Annotated in this window: 27 protein-coding genes; 15 read left to right on the top strand and 12 right to left on the bottom strand. The window is 64.8% G+C overall.

Features of this window, described 5'->3' with window-relative positions; translation table 11 throughout:
- The first annotated feature begins 3 nt into the window (after positions 1-3).
- The 3 genes from SM753_RS07750 to SM753_RS07740 all read left to right on the top strand — a co-directional run bounded on the left by SM753_RS07750 (position 4) and on the right by SM753_RS07740 (position 1,835).
- Positions 4-507: an amino acid-binding protein gene (locus SM753_RS07750; RefSeq protein WP_135535015.1), complete on the top strand. Its 504-nt coding sequence runs from the start codon at positions 4-6 to the stop codon at positions 505-507.
- 97 nt (positions 508-604) lie between these two features.
- On the top strand, positions 605-1,210 hold the full coding sequence (locus SM753_RS07745) for a hypothetical protein (protein WP_323191153.1): 606 nt from the start codon (positions 605-607) through the stop codon (positions 1,208-1,210).
- Positions 1,211-1,235: 25 nt separating this feature from the next.
- Positions 1,236-1,835, top strand: coding sequence for a YigZ family protein (locus SM753_RS07740; protein WP_138798388.1), 600 nt, complete (start codon positions 1,236-1,238; stop codon positions 1,833-1,835).
- Here the strand turns inward: SM753_RS07740 and SM753_RS07735 are convergent, their stop codons facing one another.
- The 5 genes from SM753_RS07735 to upp all read right to left on the bottom strand — a co-directional run bounded on the left by SM753_RS07735 (position 1,836) and on the right by upp (position 7,261).
- Entirely contained in the window at positions 1,836-4,592 is a 2,757-nt protein-coding gene (locus SM753_RS07735; RefSeq protein ID WP_323191152.1) for a TRAP transporter fused permease subunit, read from the bottom strand.
- Between the two features lie 21 nt (positions 4,593-4,613).
- Entirely contained in the window at positions 4,614-5,111 is a 498-nt protein-coding gene (locus SM753_RS07730; protein WP_323191151.1) for a DUF1850 domain-containing protein, read from the bottom strand.
- A gap of 9 nt (positions 5,112-5,120) precedes the next feature.
- Positions 5,121-6,077, bottom strand: a complete 957-nt coding sequence (locus tag SM753_RS07725) for a TAXI family TRAP transporter solute-binding subunit (protein WP_323191150.1) — start codon at positions 6,075-6,077, stop codon at positions 5,121-5,123.
- Positions 6,078-6,318: 241 nt separating this feature from the next.
- On the bottom strand, positions 6,319-6,522 hold the full coding sequence (locus tag SM753_RS07720) for a hypothetical protein (RefSeq protein WP_135535009.1): 204 nt from the start codon (positions 6,520-6,522) through the stop codon (positions 6,319-6,321).
- Positions 6,523-6,586: 64 nt separating this feature from the next.
- A complete protein-coding gene (gene upp, locus SM753_RS07715; RefSeq protein WP_135535008.1) occupies positions 6,587-7,261 on the bottom strand; it encodes a uracil phosphoribosyltransferase in 675 nt (224 codons plus the stop codon).
- Positions 7,262-7,316: 55 nt separating this feature from the next.
- Here upp and SM753_RS07710 point away from each other — a divergent pair, with 55 nt between their 5' ends.
- Complete coding sequence (locus SM753_RS07710; protein ID WP_323191149.1) at positions 7,317-7,727, top strand: SRPBCC family protein; 411 nt, start codon at positions 7,317-7,319, stop codon at positions 7,725-7,727.
- A 91-nt stretch (positions 7,728-7,818) separates the two neighbouring features.
- Positions 7,819-8,043, top strand: a complete 225-nt coding sequence (locus tag SM753_RS07705; protein WP_323191148.1) for a hypothetical protein — start codon at positions 7,819-7,821, stop codon at positions 8,041-8,043.
- Between the two features lie 12 nt (positions 8,044-8,055).
- Here the strand turns inward: SM753_RS07705 and SM753_RS07700 are convergent, their stop codons facing one another.
- The gene (locus SM753_RS07700; protein WP_138798384.1) at positions 8,056-8,238 is read right to left on the bottom strand and encodes a hypothetical protein; all 183 of its coding nucleotides are present in this window, start codon (positions 8,236-8,238) and stop codon (positions 8,056-8,058) included.
- Between the two features lie 61 nt (positions 8,239-8,299).
- Here SM753_RS07700 and SM753_RS07695 point away from each other — a divergent pair, with 61 nt between their 5' ends.
- The 4 genes from SM753_RS07695 to SM753_RS07680 all read left to right on the top strand — a co-directional run bounded on the left by SM753_RS07695 (position 8,300) and on the right by SM753_RS07680 (position 11,918).
- Positions 8,300-8,620, top strand: a complete 321-nt coding sequence (locus SM753_RS07695) for a hypothetical protein (RefSeq protein ID WP_323191147.1) — start codon at positions 8,300-8,302, stop codon at positions 8,618-8,620.
- A gap of 64 nt (positions 8,621-8,684) precedes the next feature.
- Positions 8,685-8,981, top strand: a complete 297-nt coding sequence (locus tag SM753_RS07690; RefSeq protein WP_135535003.1) for a hypothetical protein — start codon at positions 8,685-8,687, stop codon at positions 8,979-8,981.
- 1 nt (position 8,982) lies between these two features.
- The gene (locus SM753_RS07685; RefSeq protein WP_323191146.1) at positions 8,983-9,948 is read left to right on the top strand and encodes a TRC40/GET3/ArsA family transport-energizing ATPase; all 966 of its coding nucleotides are present in this window, start codon (positions 8,983-8,985) and stop codon (positions 9,946-9,948) included.
- Positions 9,949-10,112: 164 nt separating this feature from the next.
- A complete protein-coding gene (locus SM753_RS07680) occupies positions 10,113-11,918 on the top strand; it encodes a carbon starvation protein A (protein WP_135535001.1) in 1,806 nt (601 codons plus the stop codon).
- A 92-nt stretch (positions 11,919-12,010) separates the two neighbouring features.
- Here the strand turns inward: SM753_RS07680 and SM753_RS07675 are convergent, their stop codons facing one another.
- A complete protein-coding gene (locus SM753_RS07675) occupies positions 12,011-12,631 on the bottom strand; it encodes a hypothetical protein (RefSeq protein ID WP_323191145.1) in 621 nt (206 codons plus the stop codon).
- Positions 12,628-12,996 (bottom strand): cupin domain-containing protein, encoded by a 369-nt coding sequence (locus SM753_RS07670; RefSeq protein WP_323191144.1) that lies wholly within the window; start codon positions 12,994-12,996, stop codon positions 12,628-12,630. Before SM753_RS07670 ends, SM753_RS07675 begins: the two co-directional genes overlap by 4 nt.
- A gap of 122 nt (positions 12,997-13,118) precedes the next feature.
- Between SM753_RS07670 and SM753_RS07665 the strand changes: the two genes are divergently transcribed.
- The 3 genes from SM753_RS07665 to SM753_RS07655 all read left to right on the top strand — a co-directional run bounded on the left by SM753_RS07665 (position 13,119) and on the right by SM753_RS07655 (position 15,446).
- Positions 13,119-13,331 carry a hypothetical protein gene (locus tag SM753_RS07665; protein ID WP_323191143.1) on the top strand — a complete coding sequence of 71 codons (213 nt, stop codon included), beginning with the start codon at positions 13,119-13,121 and terminating at the stop codon, positions 13,329-13,331.
- 47 nt (positions 13,332-13,378) lie between these two features.
- Positions 13,379-14,137: a DUF5828 family protein gene (locus tag SM753_RS07660; protein WP_135534997.1), complete on the top strand. Its 759-nt coding sequence runs from the start codon at positions 13,379-13,381 to the stop codon at positions 14,135-14,137.
- Positions 14,138-14,264: 127 nt separating this feature from the next.
- Positions 14,265-15,446: an inorganic phosphate transporter gene (locus tag SM753_RS07655; RefSeq protein ID WP_323191142.1), complete on the top strand. Its 1,182-nt coding sequence runs from the start codon at positions 14,265-14,267 to the stop codon at positions 15,444-15,446.
- A gap of 19 nt (positions 15,447-15,465) precedes the next feature.
- Here SM753_RS07655 and solA read toward each other — a convergent pair whose 3' ends face one another.
- On the bottom strand, positions 15,466-16,596 hold the full coding sequence (gene solA, locus SM753_RS07650; protein WP_323191141.1) for an N-methyl-L-tryptophan oxidase: 1,131 nt from the start codon (positions 16,594-16,596) through the stop codon (positions 15,466-15,468).
- Positions 16,597-16,665: 69 nt separating this feature from the next.
- Positions 16,666-18,057, bottom strand: a complete 1,392-nt coding sequence (locus SM753_RS07645) for a hemolysin family protein (protein ID WP_138798376.1) — start codon at positions 18,055-18,057, stop codon at positions 16,666-16,668.
- A gap of 123 nt (positions 18,058-18,180) precedes the next feature.
- Between SM753_RS07645 and SM753_RS07640 the strand changes: the two genes are divergently transcribed.
- The 3 genes from SM753_RS07640 to SM753_RS07630 all read left to right on the top strand — a co-directional run bounded on the left by SM753_RS07640 (position 18,181) and on the right by SM753_RS07630 (position 19,659).
- Complete coding sequence (locus SM753_RS07640) at positions 18,181-18,486, top strand: glutathione S-transferase N-terminal domain-containing protein (RefSeq protein WP_138798375.1); 306 nt, start codon at positions 18,181-18,183, stop codon at positions 18,484-18,486.
- A complete protein-coding gene (locus SM753_RS07635; protein ID WP_369335331.1) occupies positions 18,486-18,998 on the top strand; it encodes a redoxin domain-containing protein in 513 nt (170 codons plus the stop codon). Before SM753_RS07640 ends, SM753_RS07635 begins: the two co-directional genes overlap by 1 nt.
- Before the next feature lie 79 nt (positions 18,999-19,077).
- On the top strand, positions 19,078-19,659 hold the full coding sequence (locus SM753_RS07630; protein ID WP_323191140.1) for an L-threonylcarbamoyladenylate synthase: 582 nt from the start codon (positions 19,078-19,080) through the stop codon (positions 19,657-19,659).
- 27 nt (positions 19,660-19,686) lie between these two features.
- Here SM753_RS07630 and SM753_RS07625 read toward each other — a convergent pair whose 3' ends face one another.
- Together SM753_RS07625 and sufU are read right to left on the bottom strand one after the other, a co-directional pair.
- Positions 19,687-20,337: a Dna2/Cas4 domain-containing protein gene (locus SM753_RS07625; RefSeq protein ID WP_202613856.1), complete on the bottom strand. Its 651-nt coding sequence runs from the start codon at positions 20,335-20,337 to the stop codon at positions 19,687-19,689.
- A 44-nt stretch (positions 20,338-20,381) separates the two neighbouring features.
- Positions 20,382-20,807 carry a Fe-S cluster assembly sulfur transfer protein SufU gene (gene sufU / locus SM753_RS07620; protein ID WP_323191139.1) on the bottom strand — a complete coding sequence of 142 codons (426 nt, stop codon included), beginning with the start codon at positions 20,805-20,807 and terminating at the stop codon, positions 20,382-20,384.
- Positions 20,808-20,845 lie beyond the last annotated feature (38 nt).

Genomic DNA, 20,845 nt, shown 5'->3' with positions numbered 1-20,845 from the left:
CCTATGTTCGACGTCATCATGGAGAAATTCGAGGGCAGTCCGAGCCAGCAGGCTGTCATCAGACTGTTACTCGAGCGGGGGTTCTCCGTCAACGACGAGGGACGGGTGGTCTCCGGCGGGATCGAGATCCCGAACACGGGCATCGCCCGCGAGATAGACGTGGACCGACGGGTCGTCGACTCGACGACGGACGCGATCCTCGAAGACGCCGAACTCCGGCGGATCTTCCAGAACATCTCCCAGATCCCGAGCCTGATGGACCTCGCGCCGGTGCTGGATCTCACCGTCCTCACGGTCGACGTCAACGACACGGAGGAACCGGGCATCGTCGCCGAGGTGACGGGTCGTATCTCCGACCGCGGGATCTCCATGCGCCAGACCGTCAGCGAGGACCCCGAGTTCGCCGTCGACCCGAAACTGTACATCATCACCGACGAGGCGCTGCCCGGCGACCTCATCAACGAGATCCGGGACCTGGAGTTCGTCCGGAAGATCGAACTGCAGTGACCGCGTCCGGTTCGCCGTCCGACGCCCCGACTCGGTGCGCTATTGAACGCGCCGTCGAACCGACGCGCTATTGAACGCGCCGCCGAAACGGGAGCGTATGGAGCAGCGGACACGTGAGACGCTGGAGTCTGCGGGGGTGTTGCTGGCCGCGACCACCGCAGGCATCCACCTGATGCTCGGCGTGGAGCGACTGACGTACTACCTGATGGCGTCGAGACCGTTGGCCGACCCGCGACAGGCCCTGTTCGTCCTCTCCGGAGCGGCCATCTTTCTCGGGGTCACGCTCTGGTATCGCGGCCTTCGCCGCGACGTGGTGTACGCCGCCGGTATCTTGCTCATGCTCGGCTACCTCGTCGGATGGCTGTTCCTCGGCGGTCACGAGGGTCAGTACGCCTGGGAGGCCGGCCACCACGGCGGCAGCCCTCTCGTCGGTCTGTACGAGCACGTCACTGAAGAGATAACGCTGTTCGCGACGAAAGTGATCGAGCTAACTCTCCTCGGCATCCTGATCCTCCTCCTTTACGACACCAGGTCGGACGGCGGTGCGGACGACGACCGACCGAACGACACCGGTGCGGACGACGACCGACCGAACGACGAAAGACCGACCGAGGCCGGTGAGGGCCGCGCGGAACCGGCCGACGGAGACCGCGTCGCGTCGACCGACACGAACTCTCACGCCACCGCCGACGCGGCCCGTTGAACGCGGCGGCCGACGACAATCACCCATGACCGACGACATCTACAGCACCGTCGCCGAGCGAGCATCTGCGGCCTTCGAGGTACAGGGCTCGGAGTTCATCGGCCACGCGGCCCCGGTTCCGGACGTCGCCGAGGCCGAGGCGTTCGTCGACGCGGTAAGCGACGAGTACGAAGACGCGACCCACAACGTGCCCGCCTACCGCGTCCGGGCGGACCCGTTTCGGGAGTACTCCAGTGACGACGGCGAACCGACGGGTTCAGCCGGCAAACCCGCGCTGAACGTCCTCCAGCAGCGCGACGTGGAAAACGTCGCCGTCGTGGTGACGCGGTACTACGGCGGCACGAACCTCGGCGTCGGCGGCCTCGCGAGGGCCTACAGCAAAGCCGTGAAAGACGCGGTCGACGAGGCCGGGATCGTCGAGCGACGGCCGCACGAGTCCGTTTCGGTCACCGTCGACTACGACGACTCCGGAACGGTCCGCGGCATCGTCGAGAGCGCGGACGTCGAGTTCGAGGCTGAGTACGAGGAGGAGGTGACGCTCGAAATGCGGGTGCCAGTCGCCGAGGCGGCGGACCTGCGCGACCGGATCCGGAGCGCGACGAGCGGGCGGGCGCGGATAGAGTAATTACGCCGTCGGCGTCGCGGCGTCTTCGGTCGATTCCGCCGTCATCGCCCGCCGGTTTTTCACAGTCAGTGCCAGGAAGAGTGCGAGGCCGACCGCGCGGAGCGTCAGGTCCACGACGAGCGGGTCGACCGCGATCCCGGTACCGGCCAGAGTCAGTAGCCCCTGCGCCACGTCGAACAGTGCGAGCGGCACCATCAACAGGACCGAGGCGACGGCGAGCAGCGCTCGGACGACACCCGATACGTCCGTGTAGTAGTAGCCGATAACCGTCGGCCCGAGCGCGAGCACGCCGAGGAAGAGGCCGATGACGGGGATCACCACTTCGGGAACGAAGTAGCCGATGTCAGTCACGTCGGCCCAACCGATGAGCGTCCCCTCCCCGCCGTTCGTGACACGCATAAGCAGGATACCGGGCGCGAACACGAAGGCGAAGGGGACCATCGCCTTGTTCAGCGACAGCGTAAACGCCTTGATACCGGTGACGAACTGGTCGGACTTCGCCACGCCGGAGGCCGCATACGCCGCAACGGCGACCGGCGGCGTGATGTCCGCGATGACGCCGAAGTAGAGGATGAAGAGGTGGCCGGCGAGCAGGGGGAGACCGGCCCCTTCGATCGCCCCGCCAAGCATCGAGACGAGGATGATGTACGTCACGGTCGTCGGCATCCCCATCCCCAGGATGATCGAGGAGACTGCGGTCAACACCAACAGGAGGATAGTCGATTCGCCGCTCGCCTGCAAGATGACCTGCGTGAGGTTCGGTCCCAGACCACTGACGCCGATAACGCCGGGAATGATCCCCGCCGCGGCGACGGCGATGACGACTTCGGTGGCCGTTCGCGCGCCGTTGTCCATCGACTTGACGACGAACGACCCGACGCGGAACGCCCGGTTCTCCGCGAGGCGCTCCCGCGAGAGCGCGTTCGCGGCGCGCTCCGTCGCCGTGTCGACCGCACCGTCGAGTTCGAGCAGCGGCGAGTCGCCGAACGGCCGCGCGAGAAGCACAGCGAGGCTGATGAACAGCGTTATCCACGATAACTGCAAGAGAGCGGTGCCGACAGCCGCGTCAAAGGGAAGGCCGCCCGGACTGCCGCCGGTCACGAAGGCGACCAGTGCGGCGACCGGTCCCCGTCCGGCGAACAGGTACGAGACGACCGTCAGGCCGAAGAGGCCGGCGATGCCGCCGACGAGCGGTCCGCGGTCGCGTTCGGAGTACGCCGCCGCGAAGGCGATGAGTGCGGTGATCGCGATCAGCGAGTACCACGCGGCGCGGTCGATGGTGAGGCGGTCGATGAGGATGAAATACAGCAGGACGCCGATCGGCAGGAGGTAGAACCAACCGTGTTTCAGGTGGTCGCGGACGTTGACGATGTCTTCGTCGCCCAGTCCCGTGATCCCTTGCTGTGACGCCTTCAGGTGGACCATCACCCAGACGCCGAAGAAGAACACGATGGCGGGGATGGCGGCGGCGATGATCACTTCCGCGTACGCTATCCCGGTGAATTCGACGATGAGGAATGCGGCCGCGCCCATCACCGGCGGGAGGATCTGCCCGCCCGAGGAGGCCGACGCCTCGACCGCGCCGGAGAACTCGGGGTCGTATCCCGACCGCTTCATCAGCGGGATGGTGAACGCGCCGGTCGTCACCGTGTTGGCGATCGACGACCCGCTTATCATCCCCATGAACCCGCTGGCGACGATACTCGCCTTCGCCGGGCCACCCTTCCGCCGGCCGGTCAGCCCGTACGCGAGTTCGATGAACCACTCGCCCGCGCCGCTCATCTCCAAGAACGCGCCGAAGAGGATGAACACGAAGATGAACGCGACGCTCACCCGGACGGGGACGCCGAAGATGCCCTCCGTCGTGTACCAGAGGTTGCGGACGATCTGCTCCCACGTCAGTTCCTTGATCGAGAGGATGCCGACGAAGGGGACCCTGACGATCGGTCCGACCCCGAACGAGAACTGGCCGTTGCCGGGGATGAGATACCCCCAGCGCGCGTAGACGACGAAACTCCCAACGATAGTCATCAGATAGAACCCGAGCGCCCGCCGCGTCGCTTCCAGCACGAGCAGGATGCCAACGGCACCCAGCAGGAAGGCGTACGACCGCGATTCGAGCGGGAGGCCGAGCGCCGAGAGCACGCTTACGGGCACTTCCAGAAGCGGGACCAGTTCGGGGATCGTCTCGCCGCGCTGGAGGCCGAACACCCGCATATCCCGTATCTCCTCGAAGTGCCTGAGCATGTACACCGGCCCCAGGACAGCGAGTACGATCAGTCCGATATCGAGCGGCGTGATTCGGTCCCGGTCGGGGTCGAGCGCCAGCCAGCGGACGCCGTCCGCGATTCGTTCGACAGTCCGCGTCGCCGGGTTCGCCTCGCCGAACCGGGAACGGACGAACGGCGGGATCCGTCCCAGCCGTCGCGAGAGGAAGCCATCGCCCGTGGATGTCGGAAACAGAAGGAACGCGAGAACGAGCGCGAACGCGACGTGGATCGAGTGGGTCTGCAGCGACTGGAGCGAGACGATGTGGATCTCCTCGCCAGTGAACGGGATGGGGACGGAGATGCGAGAACTCCGCGCCGCGAGGTACAGCTGAAAGGTCGAAAAGAGGATCGCGACGGCCGAGACGGCGAGCGTCGCTACGCCTGTAAGCGACCGCTTTCGCTCCAACTCCTCGATGAGTTCCTGTTGCTCCTCCTCTGGAACCGGTGCTTCGTCCGTGTCGATGCCGCCTGTGGTGTCACTGGTCATGCGTCAGAGTTCGGCGTCATTCTAGATTCGATGTACGATTATCTCCGCAGTAGTCCGGCGTTCGACCGTGAAGACGACCGCCTCGCCGCCGGCGAGGGTGACGAGGTCGTACTGTTCGTCTCCGACGGTGAGCGTGTGCCCCGCGACGGCGCCCGGATTGACGACGAGTCGTTCGTACGCCCGGTCAGGATCGAAGACGAACGAGCCGTTCTCGCGCTCTATCTCCTGGTTCGCCGGAAGCCCGGCCCCGTATGAAGAGAACTCCATACGGACGTTGTCGAGTTTCTCCTCTCGCACTTCGTAGGCGTCGACCACCGGGGTCTTCTCGACGCTGTGGGTGTATTCGATGTCGACTGTCGTCCCGTCCTCGACAGGCACGACGAGCAGTCTGTCGCCGGTCCCGGCGTCACTGACGACGAGCGTTCGGTCGACCGGAACCGCCACGGCGACGGCACCGCCGGTAACCAGGGTTACGACGACGAGTATCGCGAATATCTGTCGTCGCTGGGGCGTACGCATCGTGTCGTGCTATCCGAAGTAGGCCTCTGCGCCGGGGTGAAGCTCGATCGACATCCCGTCCTGTGCGCTGTCGGCGCTGATGAAGTCCGTCTTGATGGTGAGGTCGTCGACGTTGTCGAAGATGGCGGCGGTCACGTTCTCGACGATGTCGTCCTCGACGCCGTCGTGGGTGGCGATCATCGCCTGAACGGAGACGGTTTCGACGTCGTCGCCGACGCCTTCGTACGTCCCGGCCGGGATGGTGTCGTCGGCGAACCACTGCGCCTGCTCCTTGACGGCCTCGCGCGTGTCGCCGCTGACTTCGACGATGTTGATGTCAGTCGTCGTCGCCAGTTCCTCGATAGCGCCGACCGGCCAGCCGCCGACGACGAACGCCGCGTCGACGTCGCCGTTACGGATCTGGTCGCTCGCGCTCTCGAAGTCGCTGTTTTCCTCCTCGAAGTCCCCCTCCTCGATGCCGACCGCCTGCAGGATCTGCAGAGCGTTGACCTGCGTCCCGCTACCGAGGTCGCCTGTGTTGATCCGTGCGCCTTCGAGGTCTTCGAGCGTCTCGATGCCGCTGTCGGCCTGCGTGACGATAGTGATAGTCTCCGGATACAGCGTCGCGAGGCCCATGAGGCTCTCGATGGCCTCGCCCTCGAACGTGTCGAGACCGGTACCGTTCTTCGCGAAGTACGCGATGTCGTTCTGGATCAGCGCGAAGTCGGCGTCCCCGCTGGCGAGACTCCCGACGTTTTCCACGCTCGCCCCCGTCGACTGCACCGTCAGGGAGTAGTCGGTGTTTCCATCGACGATCGTCTTAAACTCGTTGGACAGGGGGTAGTACGTCCCACCCGTCCCGCCTGCGTGCCACGAGAGGTCGGTTTCCTCGTCGCCTTCCTCGCCGCCAAGACAGCCTGCGATGCCGGTGATACCCGCGATACCGGTCGCTTTCAGAAACCGCCGCCGTTGTAAGTCGGACTTCATAGTGGTACGTACCCATACACAATTAAATATCCACCTATTCCTCGCCTAGAATGATATGATTGCACACGAATGCGTGATTGATGTGAATAATATCTAACCAATAGGGGGAGGAAGGTAATAGATGTAAAAAGAACAACCTGATGGGATGTAGAGGTGCGTTTCGACAGGAGGTTCGCACCAGCTACCGCTACGCACTTTTGCGGTTTCGACCCGAAATACAGGGGTTCGACGGGCGTCGAACTCAGTCGACGATTATCTCGTCGTCGCCGTCGTCTATCGTCTTCGTCCCGGTTCGCATCTCCGTCTCGTACCGGTCGATCCAGTCGGCGAAACACTCCGGGCAGAGCCGCTGGGAATCGATCTGCGACCGGTCGACGGTCAGTCGGACTGTCCGAGCGAGCGCGTCGGTCACGTCCTCCCCGCAGGCGTCACAGCCATCTGTCATGCGATGACTCTGGCGGCCCGTGACAATATATCCTTGTGCCCGTTCGCGCCCGAAACCCGGTGAGTCACGTCGTCCGGAACGCGCGGTCGCCGGCGTCGCCGAGGCCGGGGACGATGAAGCCGTCGTCGTCGAGGTGGTCGTCGATGCTGACCGTCAGGAGGTCGGCTTCGGGGTACGCATCGCCTACGCGGAGCAGACCGTCCGGAGCGCTGACCGCCGAGAGGACGATGAGGTGTTCGGGGTCGGCCGAGTTCTCGATGACGTGGTCGAGGACGGCACACATCGTGCTCCCGGTGGCGAGCATCGGATCGGCGATGATGACGGTGTCTTCCTCGTGGATCTCGGGCAGTTTCACGTAGTCGATGGAGATGGGGAACTCGCCGCCCTCCATGCCGGCGCTCTCGTCGCGGGAGGCGCTGATGACGCCCTGCCGGGCGCGCGGGAACGCCTTGAGCAACCCTTCCACGAACGGGGTCGCGGCGCGGAGGACGTTGATGATAACCACGTTGTCGAGTCCTTTCACGCGCTCGCCCATCGTCTCTTCGAGCGGCGTCTGGATCGAGACGTACTCGGTTTCCATCCGGCCGTCGATGATCTCGTACCCGCAGAGGCGGCCGAGTTTCACCAGCCCCTTGCGGAACGCGACCTGTTCGGTTTCGACGTCTCGAAGCTGCGAGAGCGTGTCTTTCGCGAGCGCGTGGTCGACGACGTACGCGTCGTCGCGGTCTTCGATAGTCATTGGTCGGAACAGCGTCCGCCGAGGATTATAAGGTACCGGTTCGAACCCCTCCGTGATGAGCACTGTCGAGGTTTCGCGGTTCGTCCCGGCGCTCCCGGCCGAGGTGGAACGGGCGCTCACCCCGACTTCCGTCGTCGAATACGAGGGGAGTTTCCGGGTGCGCGACGTGACCGAAACCGACGACGAGTGGGTCGTCACCGTCGGACGGGCCGGCGTCGAGTTGTCGCTGCGGTTCGAGCGAACCGAGGACGGCCTGTACTACGAACAGGCCGGTGACTCCGGCCCGCTGGACCGAATGGAGACGACGCTGTCGCTGGCGTCGGAAAACGAGGGGACCCGCGTCACCGCCCGTTCGACGGTCGAGGCGGGCATGCCGCTGTCGCCGCTCACCGACCGACTCGCGGCCTGGAAGCGCAAGGGGGAACTGAAGCGCGCGCTCGACGCGCTGGCAGCGGACCTCGACTGACGGGACGGGTCACGTGCCGTCGACCGCGAGCGTGCGATCGGCTCGCACACCCGCGTTGGGGTTTAAGCCGAGCAGTACCCAACAGTTTCTCATGGGTGTGATTGACAGTATCGCGGACGTTCTCGAAGCCTCGTCGGAGTCCCCGCATCGCGGCGGTGCCGACGGGGACTCGTCAGACGGGGCGTACTGGTGTCACGACTGCGACGAGCGGATCCGCGATGTCGACGTCGCGGGCGACGGGACACCTGACTGCCCCGAGTGTGGCGAGGCGATGAAGTTCGAGCGCTCCGTCGGATCGACTGGCTGTGCGTGCTAGCGTAACCATGCATTAGCGGACGACGACGAAGGTAAGCGCCATCAGTACGAGCGTCAACAGCGCGACGTTCCGCCACGAGAAGGGGGCCCCGCCGACGAACGCGTATCCGCGGAGAACCACGTAGCTAAACGCACCCGACAGTATCGCGTTCATGACCAGTAACACGAGCGGATTCCCGTCCGTCGAGGGAGCCATAGCGTTTCGTGACAACGCGATCACCTTACAAGTATAATGTGCAAAACCGCCTTGGTCAAGTATGGACCTCCGGAACAGTGAGGGGAAACCTGTCGACCCGGTCCCGTTTCTCGTCGTCACCCTGCTCGCGTTCCTTCTCATCTACGCGTTCGGTCCGCTCTACCTGCAGGCGTTCGGGGTGTCCGTCGACCACGGCCTCGTTGTCTGTACTGCCGTCTTCATACCGACGGCGGTCGCCGCGTACTACCAGTTCGTCTGGACGCACCGGCCGGAACGCCGGGGGATAGTCACCGCGGGGCAACGTTTCGGCCGGTTGTGGTACGGTCTCCTGATACTCGTCGCGCTCTCGCTCCTGCTGTCGCTCCCCTTCGTTTTCAGGTAGACGGGACCGACGCGCGTCGACAGCGCCGCCATGCTTTTCAACTCGACCCCCGTGACGTGCTACCATGACGCTACCGGAACGGATCGAGTCGTACCGGGAGTCCCTGATGGAGGTGTTACACGGCCTCTACCACGGGATGATAGAGCATCCCGCCTACGAACTGATAGAGAAGGAGGCCGAGGACACCGACGACGTGTTCCTCTTCGCCTGTTTCGCGGACGCCTTCGGCATCCCGAGTCCGATCTCGTACTACACCGCCGAACTCCTCCCGTATCTCGGGGAGGAGTTCGAGCAGTGGGAACGCCGGATGTGGGACCGCGAATCGCTCGTCGAACGCAAGGGTCAGCAGTACCACTTCTAACGTGGAGAAATTCGTCTTCTTCGGCGGCAAGGGTGGGGTCGGGAAAACCACCGTCTCGTCCGCTTACGCGACTCAGTGTGCCGACGCCGGCCTGCGGACGCTGATCGTTTCGACCGACCCCGCACACAGCACGTCCGACGTGTTCGACCAGGCGTTCGACGACGACCCGCAACGCGTCGACGGGTACGACGGCCTGTGGGCGATGGAACTCGACCCCGAGGAGGAGGTCGAGGCGCACATGCAGGAGATAAAGCGAACGATGAGCGACCAGGTTAGCCCGAGCATCGTCAACGAGATCGACCGTCAGATCGAACTCGCTCACCGGACGCCCGGCGCGTACGAGGCGGCGCTTTTCGACCGGTTTATCGATGTCATGCGCGACTCGGAGTCGTACGACCGCGTCGTCTTCGACACCTCTCCGACTGGAGGGACGCTTCGTCTGCTCGCGCTTCCGGAGTTCCTCGAATCGTGGATCGACCGCCTCGTCGACAAGCGAGCGAAAAGCATCGACCTCTACGAGAAGGCCGCAATCGGCGACAGGAACGCCCGCCGAAAGGCGGAGGACGACCCGATCATCAAGCGTCTTAGCGAGCGAAAGGAGATGTTCGAGTTCGCGGGGAACGTCCTGCGCAACCAGGCCGCCTTCTTTCTTATCCTTAACCCGGACGAACTCTCTATCCGCGAGACTGACCGGGCCATCGATGACCTGACCGAGTACGGACTGTCGGTCAGAGGCCTCGTGATCAACAAGGTCACGCCGCCGCCCGACGACGACGAGAGCGGCCGCGGTGCCAGATATCTCCGCCGGCGATACGAGACGGACCGCGAGCGTATCGCGACGGTCAGAGAAACCTTCACCGAACCCGTCGTCGCCGAGATAGAGACCCGGATAGAGGAGGTCAAAGGGGACCTTCTCGCTGATGTCGCCGACGAACTCGAAATCGAGATCGCTGCGTCACCGTCCTGACCACAAAACACTTATCGGACGTACGTCCCTCGATTCTTGCCGGTTTCCAGTCTCAATTGAGTGTAGAGGCCGCGTAGCCGCAGTCTTCCCGTACTGATCCGCAAATAACAGGAACAAAAGTTTAAATCATTGTTCCACATGGTTTATTCGTGAGGTAAGTTAGCATGGTCCAGGTAATCTGGCTGGTGCTTGGGGTGCTGGCGATGTTCAGCGCGGGGTATCTCGGGTACTCCCGCTATCTCGCCAACTTCGTCGAACTCGACGAGACGAACGAGACTCCAGCCCACAAGTACGAAGACGGACAGGAGTACGTACCGTCGAAGAAACCGGTACTACTGGGGCATCACTATTCGAGTATCGCCGGCGGTGCGCCCATCGTCGGGCCGATCACCGCCGGCGTGGTGTGGGGATGGGTTCCCGCACTACTGTGGATCGCCATCGGTAATCCGCTGATGGGAAGCGTCCACGACTTCGTGTCGCTATCCGGCAGTTTGCGCCACGAGGGGAAGTCGATCGGGTACATCATCGGCGAGTACGTTGGAAACCGCGGGAAGGACATGCTGCTGTGGTTCGCGTTCCTGACGATCATCCTCGTCGTCGCGGTGTTCGCGCTGGTGGTCGCAATCGTGTTCAACGCGTATCCGCAAGCGGCGACCGCGAGCCTGATCTACATCGCGCTGGCACTGGTGTTCGGGGTCTGGCTCTACCAGTTGGACCTCCCCTTTATCGCCGGGACCGTCATCTTCGTCTCCGGCGTGTTCGCCGGCGTGTTCGTAGGCATCGAGTTCCCGCTCGCGCTGTTCCCCGGCGACTACCCCGCGGGGACTATCGTGTTGTTGTCGGGCGGGTCCGCCGTTCCCGGGTCGGAACTGTTCGGCGCGAACACGGCCGCGTGGATACCAGTCGTCATCATCTACGCGTTTATCGCCAGCGTTCTGCCGGTGTGGACGCTACTCCAACCGCGCGACTACCTTTCGTCGTTCCTGCTGTACACCGGGGTCGGCGGAACGCTGCTGGCGATCATCGTCGGGACCGTGTTAGGGTCGGCGAGCGAGCCGCTCGTGGTCAACATCGACGCGTACTACGGGTTCATGGGGACGACCGGACTGCCGCTGTTCCCGCTGCTTTTCGTCACCATCGCGTGCGGGACGATCAGCGGGTTCCACTCGCTGGTCTCCTCCGGAACGACGGCGAAACAGCTCAATAAGGAGACTGACGCCCGCCTGATCGGGTACGGCGGCATGCTCGGCGAAGGGCTACTGGCGACGGTGGCGCTCTCGACGGTGGCGCTCGTCGGTATCACCGTCGAGGGCGGCGGTATCGGTCAGGCGCTACCGAACTTCGCAACCGGCGGCGGCATCTTCCTTACTAGCTTCGGTATCCCGACTGAAATCGGTGCTCCGTTCATGGCGCTCGTGCTGGTGAGTTTCCTCCTGACGAGCACCGACACCGCGATGCGACTCGGTCGGTACATGTTAGAGGAGATCGTCGAGACGCCGGAGTCAAACGTACAGGAAGCCGCAACCAACCGCTACGTGAACGCCGGCGTCCAGGGCGTCCTCGCGTACGCGCTCGTAGCCAGCGGCCGATGGGCCGACCTCTGGCCGCTGTTCGGCGGCGCGAACCAGTTGCTCGCCGCGCTTGCGCTGCTGACGGCGACGGTGTGGCTCGCCAACTGGTCGGACACGAAACAGCTAATCAGTACCGGCGTTCCGATGGCGATCATGACGACCATCACGGTGCTCGCCCTGCTGTATCTGGCGTTCATCCAGAACTTCCGGGATAAGTTCCTCGACAGCACCTGGATGGAAGGCGCGTCGACCCTGGACATGGTTTCCTCGGGGATCCAGATCCTCATCGCGCTGGTCCTGGTCGGCCTGGCGTTAGCCCTCGTCAAGATGGGCTACGAGAACGTCAGGAAAGCAAGAGGTGGAACGGCGGTCACCGAGACTGAACCGTCCGACGACTGACGCCAACGCCGTTGCCGCCGTTTTTCACGGGTTCGCGAGGCGGTGCCTGCTCGCCCGGTACGAGGGCCGCACGCAGTTCTTGCGGGCGGAAGTTAGATCTGTAACCGCCGCGCGATGAGGCCGAGCAGACCAGGTTCCTCCCGTTCGATCTGGTCCCACGTCGTCAGCGCCTCCTCGATGTCCGCTACCTCGCTCGTCACGACATCGTTCTCAGTCGGCGCGACCACGGCGAGATTGATCTCGTAGTGCCCGAAGTAGCCGTACTTCAGCAGCGTACGGTCGCGGAACCCGTCGACGTACCCGCGAATCTCGTCGGCGATCTCGGGGACGACGGTGACGAACGTGAACTCCGTCCCGTAATGCTCCTCGTCGGCCTCGATCCGGTCGTCGGCGAGGTCGTGACCGAGTTCGACGAGCGCGTCGAGGTCTCCGGTCGTCACCGAGTCACGGCGGCGGAGGTAGAGGTGTTCGTGGGTCTCGTGGTGGGCGTAGGAGAGCAACGGCGAGAAGAAGTGTTTCTCGCTCTCCATCGAGAGGCGACCGTACAGCGAGAACCGCTCGCCGCGTTCGCTGACGTCTTTCTCCAGGTCGTAGTTGTACATCAAGCGGTCGCTCAGGCGGTCGACGTAGTCGTCGTCCCACTCCGGAACGTCGAGGTCCGTACCCGCTTCCGCATCGGGGTCCGCCCTCGTCTCGGCCGAGTCCCCACTCATGGCTCGTAGGGATGCACGTCGTCTATCGCGGGGGCACCGAGGACGAGCACCCTCGCTCCCTCCTCGACATCCTCGTCGACGTACGCCCGCTGCGGACTCTCGGCTTCGACGACGAACGCCTCGTCAGCGCCGACGGTGTACGTCTCCTCGGGCGTCTCGACGCTCAGTTCGCCGGAGAGCACGTAGAACACCTCCTCCTGCTTGTCGTGGTAGTGGTACGCGAGCGGGATGGACTCACCGGGCGATGGTTCGTACACGTTCAGGGCGACGTTTTCCAGACCCGCGGCTTCACTTATCGACCGTCGCGTACACGGTCGATCCGGCGTCGGCTCTATCCCGTCTACGCCGATGTGATGATATCCCATGTTTGATTGTCACAGGGTGCGGGTAAAATACACTGTCGGCCCGGTCGACGACCGGCCGGCGGTCGCGCCCTCGCGAGAAACCTTTATCCGGATTCCTCACGAATATTCTGCACGAACCACTCATGGACAGCGACAAGAGCGAGGCCTGCGGCCGCTGCAGCATGACCGCCGTCGTCGGTGCCACGGATGGCGAGGGCGGACGTGACCCGTTCGACGGGGACCGCATCGAAGTCGACGACGACGAGATGCGCACCGTTGCCCGCCCGGCTATCCTGCTCAGTCGAGTCAAGCGTCGCCTCGACGAGTTCGCAACGCGTCTGACGTACGGCCGCTGACGCCCGCAAAGGGTATAAAGCCTGCCGCGCTTAGCCGATTCTACCGCATGGAAGAGAGCATCTCGGGGTTCAAAGTCCGAGGGACGTGGGGGGACATCGTCGAGCACGGTGAGCGGATCACCCGTGCGCTACGTGACCTCGACGTCAACGAACCCGGTGACGCCGATGATGACGACGACGGCAAGCACGTCAACGACGGTGTGGCCGACACCGTCGACGACTACATCGACGCCTTCGACGAGTGGAACGAGTGGCGGCCGAAAGCCCACGAACGGATCGAGGCCGACGTCAGTGAGAAAACCGCCGAGAAGGCGAGCGTGAACGAGGGGAAAGGAGAGAAAGCCGGAAAAGATCCCGACGAGGACATCCAGACCGCCGGCGAGAAACTGACTGAGTCATACGAGAAACTCGGAGACGACGACGCGGAGGGCGCTGTCGACAAGTGGGGGGAGTCGATAGAGTACGTCGCCCGCGCGGCCGACTCCGCCGGTCGCAAGGCGCTCCGGGCCGTCGAGGACACTGTCTATCAGCGCGTGATGACCCAGATAGCGCCGTACTACTTCGACAACGAACTCGTCAGCGCCAACCTCCAGCACAACACCAACGGCGAGGAGGAGACGTTCACCTTCGAGATCAACGTCAACGACGACGAACTGAAGGAAGCCGTCTCCGAGATCCTGACCGAGTACGAAGACACCGTCGACCGCTGGCACGTCGACACCGAGAAAGAGACGGAGAACGTCGAGGCCATCGAGGGCGTGGAGGCACCGGAGCCGGAAGAGCGGTCCAAACCGTCTTCGAACTGAGCGGCGTTTCATCTCCGCGTCCGCGAGAACGGCGTGGAAAGAGGGATACCCGAGTTGACCGCTGTTTTCCCGGCTGTTTCCGCGAGACGGTAGTCACTTGTAGGACCCCCGAGTAGCGTGTGAGCGAATGGTGGATGCCGCGACGTTGGCGACGGTTGTCGTTGCCGGACTCGCGAGTCTGTTCATGGCGTGGGCTATCGGCGCCGGATCGAGCGGTTCGACACCGTTCGCTCCGGCGGTCGGGGCGAACGCTATCTCCGTGATGCGAGCGGGTTTTTTCGTCGGCATTCTCGGGTTCGCCGGCGCAGTGTTGCAGGGCGCGAACGTCTCCGAGGCGGTCGGACGCGAACTGATCGGCGGCGTGACGCTGTCGCCGGTTGCGGCGACTGTCGGCCTGACTATCGCCGCCGTCCTCGTCGCGATGGGCGTGTTCAAAGGCTACCCCATCGCCACCGCCTTCACCGTCACCGGGGCGGTGATCGGCGTCGGTCTGGCGATGGGCGGCGACCCCGCGTGGGCGAAATACCGCGAGATCGCTGCGCTGTGGACGCTGACGCCGTTCGTCGGCGGCGGCGTGGCGTTCGCTACGGCGAAACTGCTTCGGAACGAACGGCTCCCGGAGATCGTCACTATCCCGGCGCTCGCCGGCATCGTAGGCCTGCTCGTCGCCCAGATCGAGTTCGCTGTTCTGGGGCCGACGGGTGAGAGCGCGTCTATCGCGATGACGGCCGCCGGTCGACTGCCGCTGGCTCCCGCCGTCGGGCAGTCGCTCGTGACTCTCGGCATCGCGCTCGCGGTCGCCGGCGTCCTCGCCTACGGAATGCGGTCGGATCCCGAGGCCGCCCAGCGTCGGTTCCTATTGGTGCTCGGCGGACTCGTTGCCTTCTCCGCGGGCGGCAGCCAGGTCGGTCTCGCAATCGGGCCGATGCTCCCCCTTCTGGAGCCGTTCGCCGTGCCGCTGACCGCGGCGCTGCTCGGCGGCGGGATCGGTCTCCTGCTTGGCTCGTGGACCGGCGCTCCCCGGATGATAAAGGCGCTGTCGCAGGACTACTCGTCGCTCGGGCCGCGGCGGTCCATCGCGGCGCTCATCCCCTCGTTCGCCATCGCGCAGGCCGCCGTCTTCTTCGGCATCCCCGTCTCGTTCAACGAGATCATCGTCTCGGCGATCATCGGCAGCGGTTACGCGGCCGGCGGAAGCGGCGTCAGCGGCCGGAAGATGCTCTTTACCGTCCTCGCCTGGATCGCGTCGCTCGCCGCGGCGCTCGTCGTCGGCTACGTCGGCTTCCTCGCAGTCGACGCGGTGGTGTGACCGGTCGGACCCCCGGATCTCAGAACCGGTCGATGCGGAACAGGTCGATATCGAGGTCTGTCTCGCCGTCGACGGCCAGGTCCGCAAGCACCTCGCCGACGGCGCTGGCGAACTTGAACCCGTGTCCCGAGAACCCGGCACCGACGACGATCTGAGGGTGGTCGGGATGCGTATCGAGGATGAAGTGTTCGTCCGGCGTGTTCGTGAACAGGCAGGTGGCGAGTCGCATCGTCGGCCCCGCGCCGTCGGGGAACCGCCGCTCCGCGTACGCCCGGAGCATCGCCTCGTCCTCGGCACGGGGCTCCCGGTCCATCGCGTCCGGGTCGACGGTTTCACCGAAGTGGTTGAACTTCCCGAACTTGAACCCCGGAACGTCGTACCGTGGGAACCCGTAGTAGTGGCCGTCGTCGTCCGCGTGGACGAACACCGGGAAGCTATCGGGGTCGAAGTCACCGGGCCGGTCGGGCTGGAGCCACGCGAGCACCTGCCGTTCGGGGACGGCGAGGTCCGCGAGTTCGGGTAGGATCTTCCGCGTCCACGCTCCCGCAGTGACGACGAGACTGTCCGCCTCGTACGTCCCCTTGCGCGTCGTCACGCGCACCCCGTCCTCGCCCAGCGGCGAGACGTCAGCGACCGGTTCGCGGGCGCGGATCTCCGCGCCGTCGGCCTGCGCCGTCTCGACGTGGGCGATGATGCACTGCTCGGGGACGAGGAAGCCGCCGTCGGGCTGATACACCGCCCGGTGGTGCTCCGGGAGGTCGTAGCCCGGGAACCGTTCATTCACCTCGCTCGCGTCGAGTACCTCGTGTTCGATGCCGTGGGCCTCGCAGGACCGCCGGGACCCCTCGAACACCCGGCTGTCGGGCGGCCCCGCGTCGATACCGCCGGTGACGTGCAGCAGGTCGCGACCGGTCCGCTCCTCCAGGTCGCGCCAGCGGTCGTACGCTCGCCGGACGAGCGGAACGTACGCCGGGTCCTCGTACTGCGCCTTCCTGATGATGCGCGTGACGCCGTGGGACGACCCCATGTCGTGCGGAACGTCGTACCGTTCGAGGCCGAGGACATTCAGGCCCCGGGCCGCGAGGCGAGCGGTCGCGGCGCTCCCCATTCCACCGACGCCGACGACGATCACGTCGTAGCGATTCGACATACCTGTCGTTCGGGGTATGAAACGAAAATAGCTTCCTTTGGGACCGGCGGAAACCGCCGGCGGTCGCCGCTACTCCTCGGGCGACAGCTCGTCGGGTTCCGTGTCCATCTCCACGCCGTCTTCCGTCTCCAGTTCGGTGAGACGGGCGCTCATGATGCGGGTGTTCTCGACCTGTTCGACGGTGATACGGATGCCGTCGTACTCGATGGATTCGCCCTCTTCGACCAGCCGACCGGCCCGGTTGAAGATGAACCCGGCGATCGTTTCGAACTCCTCGCCTTCCGGGAGGTCGATCTCCATGGCCTCGTTGACCTCGTCGATGTTGACCTCGCCGCGGACGATGACCGACTCGTCGTCGAGATACTCGATCGGTTCTTCCTCGCCGCCTTCCAGTATCTCGCCGACGATCTCCTCTATCATGTCCTCCATCGTCACCAGCCCCTCGGTGGTCCCGAACTCGTCGATGACGATGACCATGTGCATGCGGTTCTCCCGCATCTCCGTCAGGAGTTCGTCGACGTTTTTCGATTCGGGAACGTGCAGGGTCGGCTGGATGAACTCCTCCAGTTCGAGGTCGTCGGCGTCCATCTCGCCGTAGTTGAGGTCGCGAACCAGGTCGCGGATGTGGACCACCCCGATGACGTTGTCGAGGCTCCCCTCGTACACGGGGAGGCGGGCGTGACCGCACTGGACGCAGGTCTGAATCGCCTCCTCGATGCTGGCCTCCGTGGGGATCCCGGTCACGTCGAGTCGGGGCGTCATCACCTCCTTCGCGATGGTGTTGTTGAAGCGGAAGATCCGCTGGAGCATCTCGCGTTCGTCCTCTTCGATGACGCCCTCGCGCTCGCCCGTCTCGATCATGTCCTGGATCTCGTCCCGGGTCACGTAGGACGTCTCGATGGCAGAGCGCCCGCCGGTTACCTTGTTCACGATGCGCGTGAGATAGTCGAACGTGACGATCAGCGGCAGGAGGACGTATTCGGACGCCTTCAGCGGCTTCGCGATCCGAAGCGCCCACGACTCCGTGTTCTCGACCGCGTAGGACTTCGGCGCGCTCTCGCCGAACAGGAGGACCAGCGCCGTAATGCCGAATGTCGCGACCGCGACGGCCTCGCCCTGGCTGAGATACAGCGCCAAAAGCCCAGTCGCGATGGAGGACATCGCGATGTTGACGATGTTGTTGCCGACGAGGATCGTTACCAGCAGCCGATGTGGGTCCTCTTTCAGGCTTCGAAGCGTCTTCGCGCCCGTATGCCCCTCCTCTACGAGCGCCTCGATGCGGTGTTTCGCAAGCGAGAACATGGCGATCTCCGAGGAGGAGAAAAACGCCGACAGCCCCATCAGAAACACGATGACGATGGCGCCCGCCACGGCCGTCGTCGTCTGGTCGATGGCGACACCGAACACCTCATACACCACTGCTGCCGGTCTCGGGGAGTTCACGAGCCCAGGTATACCCATCACCACCGTAGTTACCATCCCTCCGAATTAACTCTTGTCACGTTTTTTGCGAACCCGCGGCCGTCCGCCGCTGATCCCCCCGTGAGCGAAGCGCTTACACCTCGACCGACCCAACTGTCTCTCATGAGCGATCCAGACATCACGTTCTATCGACTACAGGCGTGTCCGTTCTGCGAGCGGGTCACGCGAAAGCTCGCTCAGTACGACCTCGACTACCAGTCGCGGTTCATCGAACCGATGCACTCGGACCGCAACGTCGTCAAGCGGATCAGCGGGAAACGAACGGTTCCGGCCATCGTCGACCGGAACACGGGAGTCACGATGAGCGAGAGCGGGAACATCGTGGAGTATCTGGACCGGACGTACGGGACCGAGGGAAGTGACCCGTCTCGAACTGCGTCGGAATCGGCTGACGGAGGGGCCGACTGATGGTCGATTTCGAGGTCGTCGAGCTTCCGGAGACCGACTACGTCGACGAGGGCGACACCGCGCCCGACTTCACCCGCCCGCTTGTGAACGAGGAGTACTGGGAGGACGCCGCGCTCTCCGACCTCGCCGAGGAAGGACCGGTCCTGCTCGTGTTCTACACGATGGACGGCGCGTTCCCGGCGACGTACATCTGGAACGAGATCCGCGACCGTTCGTGGGACAGCGACCACGACGTCACCGTCGTCGGTCTCTCCATCTCGTCGCCGTACGAGCACAAGACGCTGATCGAGGAACGCGGGATCGACTACCGGCTGTTCAGCGACCCCGCGAACGGCGTTGCCGAGGCGTACGGCATCGTCAACGACCTCGACGGGATGGCGGGAGTCAGCGAACCCCGGCCCGCCGTCTACCTGCTCGACGAGGACCGCACCGTCGAGTACGCCTGGGTCGCGAGCGAGTGGCCCGACTTCCCCGACTACGACGAGGTCGAGGCTGCGCTCGCCGACCTGTAACGCCGCGTTACCGCGCGAGACAGGACACGCCGGACCGCGGGCGACACGTTTTTCCCGCGACCGATGCGAATCACGAACGATGAACGACGTAGCGAACGCCGCGGACGCCGCACGGGACGGCGGTCTCGTCGTCTACCCGACCGAGACGGTGTACGGTCTCGGTGCCGACGCGCTCGACCCCGCCGCTGTCGAGCGAGCGTTCGAGGCCAAGCGGCGCGACCGCTCGAAACCCCTCTCGCTTGGCGTCCCGGACGTCGACACCGCGCTCCCGTACGTCCGACAGACCGACCGCGAGGAGCGGTTCATGCGCGAGTTCCTGCCGGGACCAGTGACGGTCGTCTGCGAGCGGACCGACGACGTGCCCGACGCTCTCACTGCCGGTCGGGACCGCGTCGGCGTGCGCGTCCCGGACCACGACCTGGCGCGGGAGCTACTGGCCGAAGCGGGGCCGCTCACGGCAACGAGCGCGAACGTCAGCGGCCGGGAGAGCGTCACGCGCGTCGGCGACCTGGACCCGGAGATCCGCGAGGCCGCAGACGCAGTCCTCGACGGCGGACTGACGGGCGGAACCGAAAGCACCGTCGTCGATGTGGCTGCCGGCGAGGTCATCCGCCGCGGGGCGGCGGCCGACGAGATCGAAGCGTGGCTTCGGACGCCGTGAACGGACGGAGTCGCGCGACGGGCGCGGCTACGAGAGCAGCGAACGCAGCGTCCGGGTTTTGACGCCGCACTCGTCGGAGTACTCGCAGGGGTCGCACTTCTCCCGGTTCTGTAGTCGCGGCGGCGGTCCGTCCAGCGTCTCGACGGTCCGGACCGCGGTGCGGTAGTCCGCCTTCTTGCGGGTCGTCAGCCCGACCTCTCGGATCACGCCGTGGGTCGGATACTCCACGTACGCCCGTTCGACCGGCCGCTCTCGCTCCCAGGCCAGCGCCTTCGCCGCGGCGACGGCGTGGACGGCGTGGGGCTCCCAGACCCCGTTTTCCGGTGGACTGCCCGGCGAGACGAGCGACGGCCGCGGCGGGTCCTCGACCACCTTGTGCGCGATCCCGCGGCAGTCCTTTCCCGAGAGGAACACGTCGCGGCGGGGCGGGTCCGCGACGGCGGCCCAGTCGTCGAATCGGTCCCGCGCCCGGCGGAGGTTTCGGCGGTACCGCTCCGGCGGCACCTCGGTCGGCAGGCCGGCGAACGCGGCGTCCGGTGCGTCGACTAACTCCTCGTAGCGATACGCCAGGTCGCGGCGCTCGGCGACGGCCGGCGGCGGATTGCGGTCGCTACGGCGCTCGTAGTATAGCTTCCGCGGGCAGTAGGCCGCCGTCCGGAGGTCGCTGAACGGGATCACGGCCGGGTGTGGCCGCGCTATGGGATAAAAAGGTGTGGGGAAACTCAGTCGTCGTCTTCGGTCGTCGTTTTGTCGATGTTCTTCTCGCCGAGGTAGATCTCCGCGCCGTCCTGCGCGACTTTCTCGGCGAGAACGGCGCATTTCACGCGCATGGGACTGATGTCGACGCCGAGCATTTCGGTGACGGTGTCCGTGTCCATCTCCTGTAGTTCGGACAGCGTCTTGCCGCGGAGTTCGCCGGAGAGCATGCTCGCAGAGGCCTGGCTGATGGCGCAGCCGTCGCCCTGGAACGCTACTGCCTCGATAGTCTCGTCGTCCTCGTCGAGTTTCACGTCCATGCGGATCTCGTCGCCGCACATCGGGTTCTCGCCGACGTGCGTGTACGTCGCGTCCTCGATCTCCCCGTAATTACGGGGGTTCTTGTAGTGATCGAGGATCTGCTGTCGGTACATGTCCGAGCCCATTCCCATTGTTGTTCCCGACTATGTGACAGCGCGTCAAAAGGGTT

Origin of the sequence: Halostella sp. PRR32, from assembly GCF_034808085.1 — an archaeon.
GTDB classification, from domain to species: Archaea; Halobacteriota; Halobacteria; order Halobacteriales; family Natronoarchaeaceae; genus Halostella; species Halostella pelagica.
Note: the sequence above shows the minus strand (reverse complement) of the source record. Positions and strands in the feature narration are given on the sequence as shown.

Bases quoted from the DNA above. Each gene is read 5' to 3' on its own strand.
- SM753_RS07750 (WP_135535015.1), top strand. From the start codon at position 4: ATGTTCGACGTCATCATGGAGAAATTCGAGGGCAGTCCGAGCCAGCAG.
- SM753_RS07745 (WP_323191153.1), top strand. From the start codon at position 605: ATGGAGCAGCGGACACGTGAGACGCTGGAGTCTGCGGGGGTGTTGCTG.
- SM753_RS07740 (WP_138798388.1), top strand. From the start codon at position 1,236: ATGACCGACGACATCTACAGCACCGTCGCCGAGCGAGCATCTGCGGCC.
- SM753_RS07735 (WP_323191152.1), bottom strand. From the start codon at position 4,592: ATGACCAGTGACACCACAGGCGGCATCGACACGGACGAAGCACCGGTT.
- SM753_RS07730 (WP_323191151.1), bottom strand. From the start codon at position 5,111: ATGCGTACGCCCCAGCGACGACAGATATTCGCGATACTCGTCGTCGTA.
- SM753_RS07725 (WP_323191150.1), bottom strand. From the start codon at position 6,077: ATGAAGTCCGACTTACAACGGCGGCGGTTTCTGAAAGCGACCGGTATC.
- SM753_RS07720 (WP_135535009.1), bottom strand. From the start codon at position 6,522: ATGACAGATGGCTGTGACGCCTGCGGGGAGGACGTGACCGACGCGCTC.
- upp (WP_135535008.1), bottom strand. From the start codon at position 7,261: ATGACTATCGAAGACCGCGACGACGCGTACGTCGTCGACCACGCGCTC.
- SM753_RS07710 (WP_323191149.1), top strand. From the start codon at position 7,317: ATGAGCACTGTCGAGGTTTCGCGGTTCGTCCCGGCGCTCCCGGCCGAG.
- SM753_RS07705 (WP_323191148.1), top strand. From the start codon at position 7,819: ATGGGTGTGATTGACAGTATCGCGGACGTTCTCGAAGCCTCGTCGGAG.
- SM753_RS07700 (WP_138798384.1), bottom strand. From the start codon at position 8,238: ATGGCTCCCTCGACGGACGGGAATCCGCTCGTGTTACTGGTCATGAAC.
- SM753_RS07695 (WP_323191147.1), top strand. From the start codon at position 8,300: ATGGACCTCCGGAACAGTGAGGGGAAACCTGTCGACCCGGTCCCGTTT.
- SM753_RS07690 (WP_135535003.1), top strand. From the start codon at position 8,685: ATGACGCTACCGGAACGGATCGAGTCGTACCGGGAGTCCCTGATGGAG.
- SM753_RS07680 (WP_135535001.1), top strand. From the start codon at position 10,113: ATGGTCCAGGTAATCTGGCTGGTGCTTGGGGTGCTGGCGATGTTCAGC.
- SM753_RS07675 (WP_323191145.1), bottom strand. From the start codon at position 12,631: ATGAGTGGGGACTCGGCCGAGACGAGGGCGGACCCCGATGCGGAAGCG.
- SM753_RS07670 (WP_323191144.1), bottom strand. From the start codon at position 12,996: ATGGGATATCATCACATCGGCGTAGACGGGATAGAGCCGACGCCGGAT.
- SM753_RS07665 (WP_323191143.1), top strand. From the start codon at position 13,119: ATGGACAGCGACAAGAGCGAGGCCTGCGGCCGCTGCAGCATGACCGCC.
- SM753_RS07660 (WP_135534997.1), top strand. From the start codon at position 13,379: ATGGAAGAGAGCATCTCGGGGTTCAAAGTCCGAGGGACGTGGGGGGAC.
- SM753_RS07655 (WP_323191142.1), top strand. From the start codon at position 14,265: ATGGTGGATGCCGCGACGTTGGCGACGGTTGTCGTTGCCGGACTCGCG.
- solA (WP_323191141.1), bottom strand. From the start codon at position 16,596: ATGTCGAATCGCTACGACGTGATCGTCGTCGGCGTCGGTGGAATGGGG.
- SM753_RS07645 (WP_138798376.1), bottom strand. From the start codon at position 18,057: ATGGGTATACCTGGGCTCGTGAACTCCCCGAGACCGGCAGCAGTGGTG.
- SM753_RS07640 (WP_138798375.1), top strand. From the start codon at position 18,181: ATGAGCGATCCAGACATCACGTTCTATCGACTACAGGCGTGTCCGTTC.
- SM753_RS07635 (WP_369335331.1), top strand. From the start codon at position 18,486: ATGGTCGATTTCGAGGTCGTCGAGCTTCCGGAGACCGACTACGTCGAC.
- SM753_RS07630 (WP_323191140.1), top strand. From the start codon at position 19,078: ATGAACGACGTAGCGAACGCCGCGGACGCCGCACGGGACGGCGGTCTC.
- sufU (WP_323191139.1), bottom strand. From the start codon at position 20,807: ATGGGAATGGGCTCGGACATGTACCGACAGCAGATCCTCGATCACTAC.